Here is a 14,593-nt window from a genome sequence, read left to right as displayed (position 1 = left end):
CAGCGACTCCGACAGCGACGTCACCGACCCGAGTGACGACCTCTGGGACGCGCAGAGCGACACCTCGGACGGCACCGAGCTGACCGTGCCGGACACGACGCAGGACGACTCCTCCTCGTCCGACGGCACCTCCCACTCCGGCGACGGCGGCAAGGGCACCTCCGCGTCCGGTGACAGCGACCGCGACCGCGACGGGCTGAACAGCGCGGGCCGGCCCCCCACCCAGTCCTCCGACCTGGACACGGACGTCACCGGGGCCGGCATCAACGGCAACGGCCTCGACATCAAGAGCGGCATCCCGGACCTCTCGAACGTCACGACCGGAGGGAACACCGCGCCCGGTGGCAACACGGCCACCAGCGGCAACACCGGAACCAGCGGAAACCCGACAACCACCAACGGCACCCCCCGGCCCGGCAGCACGACACCCCAGCCGCGCAGCGAGAGCAACACCCAGGACGTCGACACGACACCCCAGCAGTCCTCACCGCAGGACGCCGACAGCGACGTCACCAACGTCCCGGACACGCAGAACGTCATCGTGCCCGGGGATGACGGACAACGGCGGTTCATCGCCGCCCAGGTGACCGCCGCCGATCTCCCGGAACACCTGCCGGGGGTGGCCCCCGACACACCGGTGAGCGCCCAGGACCTCGACCGTGCGGGCGTCTCGCTCACCTTCGAGCAGCAGGCGCAGGCCGTCCTCAGCGGTGACCCGCTGTCCCTGACCTTCAGCGACCTCCCCGTGGTCGACCAGGTCAAGGTGCTGATGACCAGGCCGGGTCCCTCGCCCGAGGTCCTGGACACCGCGGCCGGCCTCGCCGATCAGCCGCATCAGGAACTGGGACTGCCGGACCGTACGAGTCCGGACCTTGTGAGCGAGGGGCCCGGACCCTCCGCGACGTCCGAGGCCCCCAGGCCCGTCCCCACCACCGGCGCCGCCGACCCGCGCGTCCCCGCTCCCTCCGTCACGGAGTCCGCGGTCCCCACCGGTGCGCCCCTGACCCCGCTCGTGGACCCGCCCGCCCCGGGGTCGCCGGCCGGCAGCCTCGGTTCCGTCGACATGGACCTCGGCACTCCCGAGCCCGAGGGCCGGCGCCCGGACCAGAGCCCGGAGTACGGGCCCGACCCCGCGTACGCCGCCGAACTCGCCCGTGTCTTCGGGGCCGGCATCACCGGCAACCCCCTGCACCCCTCCCTCCTGGACGCCGTCGGCCGGCTCGACGCCCTGCGGCAGGCCGGCCACGGTCCCGCGCTCGACCCCGGGCCTCTGGATCTCGACGCCGTCGCACGGCAGGTGCTGCTGCTCGACCCGGGCACCCCCGTCACCCACGACCACCACGGCGACCTCTTCCGGATCGCCCTGGACCCGGCGATGGAACAGGCCTCCACGCTGGCGGCGTTGGCCGCCTTCGGGCTCGCTCTCGGGGGCGGGCTGGCCACGCCCAGCGCGCTCACCGGGCAGGACGGCACCCCGTACGGCCGGGTGTGGAGCGGTGCCCCGGGGGCCGGCCACGGGCTGGATGTGGACCCCGACGCCACGAGCGTGCGGGTACGCCTCCCCGACGGACGGGAGGAGACGAGCGCCCCGCGCCCCGCCCCCTGGAGTCCGGGGGCGGGACAGCCGCGGCCGTACGTCGTCATGGCGTCGGGCAACTCCCACGCGATCCTCGTCCGTGCCAAGGACGGCGCCCGCGTCTCCGCGCCGCCGGCCGTCCTCGCCGAACTGCTCGCCATGGACCCGGTGTTGTCCGCCCTGCCGCCCGAGGTTCCCGTCCTCCTGGTCGTGCCCTACGCCGGTGGCCGGCAGCTGGAGCTGCCGCGTGCGCTCGCCGACCGGCTGGGGCGCGAGGTGTGGTCCACCAGCGGTCAACCGGTCCTGGGCCGCCGGGACGAGACCGGTCGGGTGCCGCTGGCCCTCCTGGACCGGCCCGGCGTCCCCCGGGGGGACTGGATCCTCAGCCGGCCCGGCGAGGTGGTGCCGGAGGACCGCGCGGACGTTCCCCAGTGGGAGCGCCGCATGATCAGCCACACCATCATCGCCGACGAGAACGGCCACCCGCAGCTCGGCCGGATGGCCTTCAACCCGGCCGAGCTGGCCGGTGTGCGCGAGTACCGGGCCCGCAACGTGCACCGGATCACCGGCTTCGCCCGGCGGCACCCCGGCTCGCTCGGCGCGACCGCGCGGACACCGCTGACCGTGGGCGCGGGCTCCGGCGAGCAGGTCTACCACCTGATCATGCACGCCTCCCCGCACACCGTCTCCGTCCCGCAGGAGGACGGCAGCACCTACCACGCGTCCGGCGGGGAACTCGCCGGCTGGCTCTCCCGCCGGCCGAGCGTGCGGCGCCTGCGCGAGCAGGACTGGATCTACCTCGACGCCTGCTGGACCGGCGGCAGTTACCAGCGCGGCAGGACCGGGACCTCCGCCGACCTGGCCAGCCGTCCGCAACCGGCCGCCGACCCGCTCACGGAGGTCCCCATCGCCCAGACCGTGGCCAACGGCACCCGCAAGCGGGTACGGGCGGTCGACCGTCCCGCCGGCCACCACCACGACCCGGGCGACCCGTCGGACATCTGGCTGGAGGCGTACACCGACGCGCGCGGGCGGGGCGGTCAGGTGCGGGAGTTCCATCCCGAGCCGTCCGACGACGAGCTGGCCGCCCGCGCCCGGACCGCGGGCCTGCACACGGGCCCGGACCCGGTGCCCGCGGAGACCATCACGCGGACCCTGCGCCTGGTGCGCGCCCTGCGGCTGGCCCTGGGCCCCGGTATCGACGGCGACCCCTCCTACGGTGATCTGCTCCGCGGCATCGGAGCGCTGGAGACGATGCGGCAGTCCGACCCGGCCCTGCTCGGCACCGGGCCCTTCACCATGGACCTGTTCCAGCGGTTGGCCTTCGCGCACCTGCGCGACCACGGCGGCGGCCCGGGGCCGGTGGACGCCACCGCCTACCGGAACCTGCTGACCCGGGCGGCCACCGCGCCCCCCGGCACCGCGCTGAGCCGTTTCGCGCGCGTGCCCCAGCTCGTCGGAGTGGCCCGGCAGACAGGGAACTTCGACGACCTGCCGGGGACGGTCCGCAAGGTGCTCCGCCTGGACCCCTCCGAACCGGTCGGCGAGGCGGAGGTGTCGCGGCTGTACTGGGCACAGGTCAAGGCCTTCGAGTGGCTCCACGGGCTGCCCGACGTCACCGCCACCGCCGCCCGCGTGCTGCACCTGCCCGCGCCCGACCCCGGGCGCCGCGCCCAGCTGGGCTGGCTCGCCACCCGGGCGATCGCCGCCGGGCGTGACCCGTCCGATCCGGTCGAGCTGGCCGCCTTCCACCTGGAGGAACTGGGTGCCTTCGCGCCGGAGAGCCTGCTGGCCGGAACCGACGGGCGGCCGGCCGGCCGCAACTGGATCTCCCCGGTGCCGGGCGCTCCGCTGGACGGCTCGGTCGTCGGCACCACCGCGCCGCGGCCCGACGGCACGCACCGGCGTACCGGCAGCCAGGCGGCTCCTTGGGCCGGTTCCGGCCTGAGCCCCGCCTACGTCGTCGCGGCGGACGACGCCGGGCACGGCCGGGTGTGGCTCACCCTGCCCGGCGGCGTACGGCTCGCCGTGCCGTACGCGGAGTTCGCCGAGCTGATCGCCCACGATCCCGAACTGACCGGCCGGAACCTGTGGAACACCGATGTCGTCCTGGCCGTCCCGCACGCGGGCGCCGCGGCGTCGCCGCAGGCCGGTGTCGCGCAGCCGGGACCGCTGCGGCTGGCGGTCGCCTCGGCCACCGCCCGGTCCGTCTGGGCGCACGCGGGCACCGTCGGCCTGGGGCGCGACGGGAACACGGGTCCGCTCACCGTGGCCGCGGAGTCCGGCGCCGCCTGGACCCGCACCCACCCCAGGGACCTGTTCCCGCCCCAGCCGTCCGCGCCCGCCCTCCCGACGGCGTCGCCCCTCTCCGCGCAGCGGAACCTGAGTACGACACCTACCACGGCCCTCGCCGAAGGCGTCTCCTCGGCGACCCCGACCCCGGCCCCGACACCGACCCCGACGTCCGCGGACTCGGACACGTCCGTCACCACGCACGGGACGACCACCACGGCCACCACGGCCACCACGGCCACCACGCACGGGACGACCACCACGGCCACCGCCCGCAGGCGGATCACCACGCCGGCGAACCGTCGTCCGCTGCCGCCCATCCCGGAGGACGGTCCCCCTCCCGAGCCGCCGAACGCTCCCGAGCCGCCGCATCCTCCCGGGCCGCTCGGCCCGCCGGCACCGCCCGTACGGTCCCGCAGCGTGAACCCGCCCGGCTGGGTCGGCCGCGACCTCGACCTGCGGCGCCCGCCGCGCGTCGACCGCGACCTGCCCCCCGCCCCGGTGGACGGCGGCGGGCCGGTGCGGTTCTCCGACGGCTCCCGGCTGCCCGCGTACATGGGCGGTGTCGCCGCGCTGTATCCCGGGCTCCCGCCCGAACTGCTGCGGCGGTCCTACGCGCTCGGCCAGAGCGACAGCGTGCTGCGCGGCACCGATCAGGTCGCGGCGGAGATCGCCGGGCAGCTGGGCCGGCGAGGGCCGCGTCCGGGTGCGCCCGACAAGCGGTGGGGCAGGGCCGCACGGAGCCTGGAGGAGGACGTCCGGCTGCGGCTGCGGGAGCGTCCGCAGGCCTTCTTCGGCGACGGCCAGCAGTTCACCTACCGGACCGCGAACGGCCGCACCCGCGTGCTCCGGGTGACGGCCCGGCCGTACGGCAGGTGGGACCGGTTCACCTTCGGCTACGCCAACCCGGTCAAGGTCGACACGATGGCGCGCACCACGGCCACGACCGGCCGCACCGCCGTCAACAGCACCTCGACCTCGCTGGTGCCGGCCGTCCCGCTGGGGCCCGTGAAGCTCAAGTACACGGTCTGGGGCCGGGCCTTCTTCCGTAAGAACTGGGGCAAACAGGTCCAGTACGGTCTGCAGAACCAGACCATGAACCAGAACGAGACCCGCACCACCGACGGCTCGCACGCCCATCTCGACGACGTCTGGTACGACATCGAGGTCACCGACCGGCTGGGCCGGCCCGTCGACGCGGCCGGCCGGAGCCTGCCCGCCGGCAGCCGGGACGGCGTCGCGTTCGGCTTCGCGGTCCGCTCGGGGCTGATGGCCCGGATCGCCGACAGCCTCACCCAGGACAAGCCGCCCGCCGACCGGCTGCCGGAGCGGATGGACCTGGGCGGCCGGCCCGCCTACCGGCTCGTCAACACCGAGGCGTTCGGCCCCATGGCACACGTCCGGGACTGGACGCTCCAGCGGCTCGGGGTCAAGTCGGACACCCTCGCCGGCGCGCAGCTGACCGACTTCTTCTCCACCGACGGCTTCCAGCGCATGAGCCGGGTGCAGAACGCCGGCCGCACCACGACCCCGCCACTGTTCCGTGACTCCTCGGGTTCGGCACCGCTCGGCGTGTTCACCGTGGAGGTGCGCTCCGGTGAGGCGCGGCTCATCAGCGAGACCACCGCCGCGGAGCTGCGGGACATCACCCAGGCCACCGTCCGCAACGAGCGGCTGGTCGGCCACAGCAGCAGCACCGAGGTCGGCGGCGCGCTCGGCCCGTCCTTCCAGTTCTTCGGCACCGGCCACGGCAAGTTCGACCTGCGGATGCTGCTCGGCGCCCAGGTCCGCTACGGCAGCTCCCGCGGCCGTACCGGCTCCACCGGCGGCACCGGCTCCGTCAAGGCGGCCGGACAGGCCAAGGGCAACCCCACCGGTCTGTACTTCGTCCAGAAGACGGTCACCGTCACCGCGCCGCCCGGCACCGAGGAGCCGCGCACCCGGACCTTCCACACCTGGGCCGTGGAGCGGATGACCCGCACCGAGGCCCGCCGGCTGGCCGGCCTGGACCGGGGGCTCGCCCGCGACACCGAGCCCGCCGTGCCGCCGTACCTGGCCGCGGACCGGCCGGCGACCCTCGGCATGGCCCGCCCGGAGGAGTTCACCTTCGACGACGGCGCCTTCACCCGGACCGTCGATGGTGCGGAGCGCAGCTTCCCGGAGCACTTCGCGGAACAGGTGCTGGCAGCGGTCGCCCGCGCCTACCCGGACCTCGTCGCCCCGCTCGCCGAACTCGACCCGGGCAACCCGCGCTGGCGCGGCCCGAACCACTTCCAGATCGTGCTGAACAACACCCTGGAAGTGCTGAACACGCTCAACCACCACGGCATGGCGGGCAACCTCGAAGCGATGATGACCACCGGGCTGCGGATCGAGCTGGTCGACTCCGGCCGGATCGGCCGCGGACTGCGGTACGTGTGGATCGACGCCGAGCTGACCGGACGGCGCTACGAGGGCCGGCAGAAAGACCTGCGGCTGCGGTTCAGCGCGCCCGGCAGCGAGAACCTGGGTGGCCGGCAGAGCGGTGGACGCGGTCTGCACGGCGGCCTGGAGGGCCTGCTCTCGTTGCGCGACTCCCACACCGACGACATCGGCGGCCCGTCCCAGGCGGGCACGGGCAGCGTCGGTGTGCGGTACGGCGTCCGCAGCGACTCCGACAGCGTGTACGGGCCGAGCGTGACGCACGAGGCGATGGCCATCGGCACCAAGGGCGCCGACCTGTACAGCTACCGGATCGCCCTGACCGCGCGGCGCGGCGGTTTCTGGCGGTTCCGCAGCCTGCTGCGCGGTGTCCTCTTCCTCAACCTTCTCGGCACCCAGCCCTTCGTCTTCCGCGAGCGGGAGACCGGCCTGCTCGGCACTCCGGGCACCGCACCGGCCACCGCCACGCCGTCCACCGCCGCGCCGGACCCGGTGCCGCCCGGCGCGGCGGTGGTCGGCCGGGTGCTGCTCAGCATCCCGGTGGAACACGTGCCCACGCGCGGCACGGGGCGCACCCCCGGCCCGCTGCACGGTGTTCCGCTGCCCGTCCCGCGCCGGTCGGCCCGCGATCTGGCGCTGACCACGCGCACCCTGTTCGACCAGGCGGCCCGCCGTCGCACCCCGGACCACCACAAGCACCCGTTCCTGACGCTCACCGTCACCTCGCACCCCGGGCTCGCCGATGCCGCGGAGCAGGTGCTGAAGGAGGCGTCCGGCGGGTCGTGGCTGCTGACGCAGCAGGGCGCTCCCGCGCACGACGCCGCGCTGCGCGCCTTCCAGAGCCAGTACCTCACCGCCAACTTCGACCAGACCTCCACCCCCACCGGCTGGCGGGCCTCCGGGCTGTGGGCCAAGGCGCCCTACCTGAACCGTTCCTCGGTGCTCGCCCACCGCACCCAGGTCGTGCCCGGCAGTCTGAGCGCGCTGACCGGTCCGGTCGGCATCGACACCGAGACCACTCTCGGCGGCGCCACCCAGGTGGCCGGCCGCAACAGCCGCACCAGCACCCTGTTCACCGGCGGCCAGCTGGTCTTCCTCAAGTCCCACGCCACCGGCCCCGGAGTGACCGGCAGTTACGGCGTCGTCGTCAGCCCTTACCGTCTCGACCGCTCCCGGGCGCGGCAGGTCTCCCGGATCGCCCTCGCCGAGATCAACCGCAAGGACTTCAACCGCCAGGTCCTGGTGACCGGCGACGTCCAGCACGAGATCGCGGCGGCGTCCACCACGGTCGGCCGGAGCGCGACCGGCTGGCGGCACCTGCCGCGCCGGCTGGCCGGTGCCGCGGGCCGGCGGGTCCTGGTCAACGACGGCTGGACGGCGCACATCCCGGAGAAGAGCGCCTACCGGCTGGGGCTGCTCAGCGACCGCTGGGGCGACGTGCCGCGCTACACCCGGCGCACCTGGTCGCCGCAGCCGTGGCTGCTGGACAATTCCTTCGGCGGCTTCACCGTCAACGCCCTCAACACCGCGCCCGTCCTGCGGGACTTCGACCGCAGACTCCGTCCGCTCGGGCTGTCCAAGGCCGACCGGGACACCGTTCACCGGCTGGTCTCCGACCGTGTGGTGCGCGCCCTCGGCAAGGAGATGACCGGCTCCGGCCTGTCGGTGCCCGCGGAGATCGGCCGCTGGGGCTCGGGCACGGCGCGGATGTGGGTCGGCTCCCGGCAGGTCGGGGTGCGGGCGGAGCTGATCCCCGTCAAGGTGCCGCGGTCCACGGTCAGCGACGGTGACGGGCCCGGGTTCGCCGGTCTGGGACACAGCGTCGAACTGGAGGAGCACCGGCAGGCCGTGGAGACGGTGGCCGAGACCCGCGGCCGGGCCTCCGGGGCGAGCGTCGGCACGACGGTCACCGAGGCCGTCCACACCGGGGACCCGGTGGCCCGGGCGGCCGGCCCGAGCTACTCCGAGGTCGGCGCCACCCAGCAGAGCGTGTCGCAGACCCGCTCCGACGGCAGCGTACGGATCGCCACCGCCACGACCACCCAGGCCCACGGCGAGTACGTCACGCGTTACCGGCTCCGCCTGAGCCTGGACCTCACGGACACCGGTGCCCCCGAGAGGCCTGACGGCGCCGGTCGCGGCGGGCCCTGGAGTTCCCTCGGGCGGCGGACCGGGCGGTGGTGGCGGAAGGTCACCGGCCGGGCCCGGCTGTCCGTCGAGGCCGAGGGGGACGTCGGCGAGCTGATCGAGCACTACCCCCTCAGCCTGATGCGCCCCGACCCCGTGTCCGCCACCCCGGAGCCGGCCGGCGCCGAGACGGCGCCGGACCCGCTGGCGGCGCCGGAACTGCCGCCGCCCGGCGCGCCCCGCAAGGTCGCCGTGCCGCGCACCCTGGGTGCCGGGGGCTGGCGCGACGTACGGCACCCGGGCGACGGGAGCACGAAGCCGTTCACCCTGCCGGAGGACGGGTTCAAGGTCCGCCGGATCGTCGGTCTGAACCGGCTGCACGAGGCCAACACGCTGGCGCTGGCGTCCGCGTACGACACGGGTCTGAACCTGCCCGAGCGCGGCACCCCGAGCGCCGAGCTGCTGGCCCGCGCTGCGGACACCCCGTTGACCCGGGCCGGCACCGGAGCGGCGCAGAACCTGGAGGACGGGACGGGCAACGGGGCCCTCAGCGCGTTCTACGACCGTACTCTCGACGCCGACGGCTACCGCGTACCGGGCCTGACCGACCGGGGCTTCTTCGGCGGTGCCGACGGCGAGCTGGCGATGTACTCCAAGCCCGACCTCGAACGGGCCCAGTTGCTGGCCGTCGCGGACGGCATGAAGCACGAGGCCCCCAAGCGTGACACGCAGGGCGGCGGCATGTCGGCCGCTCGCGTCGGCACCACCGAGTCCTCGCTGGGCGGCGGCCCTCTCGTCTCGTCGCAGTCCAGCGGCACCAACCAGATGGGAGCGACCGGCCCCGGCGACTCCTCGACCGACTCCGACACCCTCGCCCAGCAAGGGGACCGGCTCGGCTCGGTCAACGTCAAGCCGGACACGACCCGTTCGCTCCTCTTCGCCGTGCCCACCACCTGGCTGAGCGTCGCCGGGGTGCACCACCACGTCAAGGACAGCCGGGTGGCGCGGGCCGTGCGCAGCCCCTTCGGCAACCCGCAGCGGGGACCGCAGGCGATGGAGACCGAGACCACGGTCCTGGCCTGGGTGCGGGAGGACGTGGCCCGGGACCTCGGCCTGATCGACGACCGCGGTTTCCCGCCGAAGGCGGCCAGGGCGTGGGACGCGGTCACCAAGGCCGACAAGGAGTGGACGGCCGCGGACAAGAAGTACTGGGACCGGCGCCGTGACGAGGGGCCGAGGCTGGAGGCCGCGCTGGCCGGGGCGGAGCGCACCCTGGCCGCGCTCGCCGCCCGTGACGTCGACAGCCTGCCCGGGATCGCCGCGGCCCGCGCCGCCCTGCGCCGCGTCACCGACGAGATCGCCTCCGCCGAGCCCGAGCACGACGGCTGGGCCCGGCTCCAGGACGAGCAGCGGGAGAAGGCCGCGGCGCGTCTGGACGACCTGCTGCGCGCGGCCGCCGCGGAGGTGTCGGCGGCCCGCGCGGCCAGGGACGCCGCCCAGCGGCGACTGGACGATCTCGGCCAGGAGCTGGCGGACCTGCGTGCCACCGCGGAGGCGCTCGCCGACGAGTACGCCCGGGTCCGCGAGGGAGCCGACCGGCTCACCCGCTGGCACCAGCTGCACGCCACGGAGTCCGGCCGTCGCACCCTCGGCAGCACGCCGGAACCGGCCGAGGTCACCTTCACTGCACCGGCCACGGACGGGAAGAAGAAGGCGGAGAAGGCGGAGAAGGCGGAGGGCGACAAAAAGGACGACGGAAAGAGGGACGACGGGAAGAAGGACGACGGCAAGAAGCCGCCGAAGGGCGACGGTGTCGGTCGGGAGGGGCGGCCCGCACACTCCCGGCCGCCGTGGCAACCCGGCGACGCCCACCCCGCCGTGACCTTCGACGCCGCCTCCGACCACCGCACCCTGACCGCCACCGAGTCCGACGGCCGCATCCGCAGCTACGACCTGCACCGGCCGGACGCCGACGGCAACGGCTTCTACGCCGCCCTCTCCCACGCGCTCGGTGACGGCCGGCAGCCGGACCGGCTGGCGAGCCGGATCTCCATGAGCCGCGCACTGCCCGCTGACCCGCACCTCGACCCCGAGGCGGCCTTCCGCTCCCGCGAACTGGAGCTCAGGGCCGGTCTCGCGGGTCCGCGCAACGCCTCGACGCGGGACGCCATCGAGGCTGCCGGAGGACGCCTCCCGGACGCCGTGCGCGACACGCTCACCCCGTTCCAGCGGGAACGGCTGGTCCGGCTGCACCTGCGCCAGGCGAGGCACTGGGACGGCACCACCGCCGGCCTCGCGGCGTCCACCGCCGCGCGCACGCTCGGCGTGAACCTGACGGTGGTCGACGAGGACGGCTCCCACCAGCGGTTCTCCGCAGGTCCCGAGACGTCGGCGCCGCGGGAGGTGACCCTGTACCGGCAGGGGGACACCTATCTGGCCGCCCTGCCCCGGCCCCTCGACCCGGCCTCCGTCACCCCGCCGGCCCCGCCGAAGGCGTCCCCGCTCACCGGCAGAACCGGCGCGCAGGGTCTCACCGGCGCCGGAACCGGCGCCGGGGGCAGGGCGAAGGCGCCCCGCCCGCTCGCAGGTCCCCTCGTCACCACCGGCGGCCGTTCGTTCGTGCTGCGCGAGGTGCCCGCCGACGGGGACTGCCTGATCCACGCGGTCCTCGACGGCCTCGCGGCGCAGCGTCCGGCCGCCCCGGCGGCCGGGCTGACGGTACGTCAGCTGCGCGACCGGCTGGTGCGCTGGTACGCCGGTGACCCGGCCGCCGCCGGGCTGCGCGCCCAGCACGCCGAACGGGACCCGCTGGAGACGCTGGTCCAGGACCTCTTCCCGGACCTCACCAGCCTGCTGGACATCCTGGGCGAGACCCGCCCGCCGGACCTCACCCGCAGGCAACGCGAGCGCGTGGACGCGCGGTTGACGGACGCCGCGCAGCGCCGTCGGCTGCTCGGCCTGGCGGACCTGCGGGACGACCGGGCGCTCCTGGCCGACCTGCCGGGCGACGCCGTACGCACGCTGCTGCCGGCGCTCACCCCGGAAGAGGTGACGGCGTCCGTGGACCCGCTGCTCGAACAGCGTCTGGTCGCGCGGGAGCAGGCCGACACGCTGCGTACCCGGCTCCTGGACACGCTGCGCACGGCCGGTCCGGCGCCCGCCGCCGACGCCTTGTGGCAGCGCGTCCGTACCGGACCGCTCGGCGGGGTCGGCCCGCGCGGCATCCCGTACGACCGGGGCGAGTTCCTCGCTCTCGGCCACGACGACCTCGTCGCCCGCGCGCTGGCCGCGCCGGACCTGTGGCACACGCCGTTCTACGACGAGGTGCCGCTGCTGGTGGCCCGCGCACTCGACGTCGACCTGGTCGTCGTCCAGCCCGACGGCACCGGCGGCTTCGACGCCCGTTCCCTGGACCCGGAGGCTGCCGGTCCCACCCTCCACGTGCACTACAACGGCAGGGACCACTACCGGTCGCTCGTCCCGGACGGCACACCCCCGCGGCCGGCCCCGTCTCTGCCCGCCCCGCCGCAGGCACCGCCCGCACCGGAACCCGACCGGGCCGACCGTGCCGACCGGCCCGACCAAGCCGACCGGGACTGGCTGGCGGAGCTGGCCCGTCGGCACGGGGCGAGCGAGGTGTACGCGCGCCGGCTCGCCGAGCAGCTGTCCGCTCCCCTGCTCGCCCGGCTGAGGGCCCGGGACCTCGAACGGGACGGCGGTTTCGGGAACCCGGTGCGGCCCAAGCGCGTGAAGGACGAGGAGCGGGACGACCAGGGCGACGTACGCGTCAATCCGCTGTGGACACCGCTGGACGACATCGACCCCGACCTGCTCCTGACGGGCAGCCGGGACGCCGTGTGGCTCTACACGGTCACCCGGGACGGCCGGGTGCTGGTGGGCAGCGAGGAGCCGTCCGCCGTACTGAGCGAGGACCAGGCGGACACCCTGCTGGCCGGCCTGCGCACGAAGCGCCCCGGTCTCACGGCGGAGCAGCTGAAGGCGGAGCTGGACGGCCTCGGACACACCGGCGTCGCCGCGGAGTTCGGCGCGGACGGCCGGACGCGGCCGGGGGCGAGCCGGGTGTCCGGCGAGTTCCGGTGGAGCCCCGCGCTGCGCTCCTGGACGGTCAACGACAAGTCCGGCCGCTACATGAGCAAGTCGGTCCGCCCGGGCGTGGCTCCCGAGACGGCCGCCGGCTGGCTGGACAACGTGGCCGGACTGTTCACCGAACGGCTCGGGGTCCACGTCCGCCCCGACCAGGTCAAGTCCGCGGCACCGCCGGCCGCCCCCGAGCCCGCGGCCGGTTCGGCGGCCACCCCTTCCGCCCCCGTCACCGCGCTGGTCCTGACCCAGCCCGCCGACGCCGCCGACTGGCTGCCGGACGCGCTGGCGGCGGCGGTCCGCGACCGGGCCGCCGACCGGCTGGACCTGCCCGGCCTGGGCGCGCTGCTGGCAGGTCCCGACGCCGGCGACGCGCTGCACCGCTGGGTGGAGTTCCGGCTGGCCGCACCGGACGCCGCGGCACGCGTGCCGACGCGGCTGTCCGGTCCGGGGTGGGCCGGCTCGCACACCACCCTCACGCCCGGCGAACTGGAGTCGGTGGGCGTGACGCTGCCGGAGGACCAGCGCGCCTTCGCGGCACTGACCGGCGGGCTGCCGGCCGCGGAGGTCACGCTCACTCCCGCCCAGCGCTACCGGCTGCTGCGCCGGTGGGGCGAGGCCGACGGGGCCGCGACCGTCACGGAGGTGGCGGCCGCCGTGGCCGCCGCGGACCTGGGGCTCGGCCTCACGCTCGTCCGGCCGGACGGGAACGAGATCCACTACGGCCCGTAGCCCCGGCCGGTCGCCGAAGGCGGCGATCCCCGCCGCGGCCGGCGAGCGTCCACTGCCCCCACCGGCCGACTGACGGCGACCTCCCGGCAACCTCTCCGCCACTCGCGGCCCCTAGCCTGCCGAACGCCATGACCACAGCACACGACGACAGCGCGTCCCACCGCATCGCGTCCCACGGCATCGCGTCCGACGTCCTCCCCCCGCCCCCGGCGCCGCCGCCCGGTGCGCCGGCGGACGTCGAGGAGGTCGCGCGGCTCGCTGCGGACCACTGGATCGGCTCGGTCGACCCGGGCTGGCACGCCAGCGCCCCGCCACCGGCCTCGGCGGTGGCGGGGCGCTGGCGCTCGGGTCTCGACGGCACGGTCGAGGAGTGGGAGGGCAACGACGCCTACCGTCCCTCTCCCGAGGCTCTCGGCTGGCCGGAACCGACCGATCCCGTCGACGCCGCGCTGCACCTGGCGGTCACGGGCTACGGTCCCGTCGACTCCGTGGTCCACGCCCTCGCGGAGGCCCGGCTGATGGTGCTCACCCTGCCGGACGGTTCCCCGGTGGCGGCGACGTCGGCGGACGGCGGCCCGGTGGTCCCCGCCTATACCGCGCCCCCACACCTCGACGCCGCCGGGGTCTTCGCCTTCGTCCGTCTGTCCGTGCCCGACCTGCTGTCCCGGCTCCCCCCGGACCACCGGCTGTACCTGAACCCGACCTCCCCCGCGGGCACCGTCCTGGACCTCGACCACGAGACCCTGACGAGGGCGCTGACAGCCGCCGCCCCCGCGTCCCCGGCCGCCCCGGACCCCGACCCGGCTCCCCGGCGCGTGGAAACGGTCGGCGAGTCGGTGCGCGGGTTCACCGCACGAGCCACCGGGCCGGGGCGGCCGGAACCGGCACACGGTCCGGTGGGCCACTGACCGGCGGGCCACCGCGGACCGGTCACGTATCTTCACTCGCATGCGCTCCTACACGATCGGCCAGGCGGCACGGCTGCTCGGCGTCAGTCCCGACACCGCGCGCCGCTGGGCGGACGCGGGCCGGGTGGCCACGCACCGGGACGAGGCCGGGCGGCGGCTCGTCGACGGCCGGGACCTGGCGGCCTTCTCGGTCGAGCTGGCCCAGTCCGGCGGCGGCGAGGAAGACGCCTCGTACACCTCCGTCCGCAACGCCTTCCCCGGCATCGTCACCGCCGTGAAGCTCGGCGATGTCGCCGCGCAGGTCGAGATCCAGGCGGGTCCGCACCGGCTGGTGTCGCTGCTGACCCGTGAAGCCGTGGAGGAACTGGGGCTGGAGGTCGGCATGGAGGCCACCGCCCGCGTGAAGTCGACCAACGTGCACATCGACCGCGCGTGA

The 14,593-nt window shown here is 75.4% G+C and carries 3 protein-coding genes; all 3 read left to right on the top strand.

Annotated features, from left to right (window positions below):
* The first annotated feature begins 85 nt into the window (after nucleotides 1–85).
* The 3 genes from ACZ3IG_RS16135 to ACZ3IG_RS16125 all read left to right on the top strand — a co-directional run bounded on the left by ACZ3IG_RS16135 (nucleotide 86) and on the right by ACZ3IG_RS16125 (nucleotide 14,593).
* Nucleotides 86–13,249 (top strand): lonely Cys domain-containing protein, encoded by a 13,164-nt coding sequence (locus ACZ3IG_RS16135; RefSeq protein WP_467432450.1) that lies wholly within the window; start codon nucleotides 86–88, stop codon nucleotides 13,247–13,249.
* A gap of 128 nt (nucleotides 13,250–13,377) precedes the next feature.
* Nucleotides 13,378–14,157, top strand: a complete 780-nt coding sequence (locus ACZ3IG_RS16130) for a type VII secretion system-associated protein (protein ID WP_467432447.1) — start codon at nucleotides 13,378–13,380, stop codon at nucleotides 14,155–14,157.
* Nucleotides 14,158–14,197: 40 nt separating this feature from the next.
* Nucleotides 14,198–14,593, top strand: a complete 396-nt coding sequence (locus tag ACZ3IG_RS16125; RefSeq protein WP_467432446.1) for a TOBE domain-containing protein — start codon at nucleotides 14,198–14,200, stop codon at nucleotides 14,591–14,593.

It is taken from the genome of Streptomyces sp. NPDC016677 (assembly GCF_055562815.1).
Note: the sequence above shows the minus strand (reverse complement) of the source record. Positions and strands in the feature narration are given on the sequence as shown.

Excerpts from the sequence above, each read along its gene's own strand:
- ACZ3IG_RS16130 (WP_467432447.1), top strand. The coding sequence starts at position 13,378 with ATGACCACAGCACACGACGACAGCGCGTCCCACCGCATCGCGTCCCAC.
- ACZ3IG_RS16125 (WP_467432446.1), top strand. The coding sequence starts at position 14,198 with ATGCGCTCCTACACGATCGGCCAGGCGGCACGGCTGCTCGGCGTCAGT.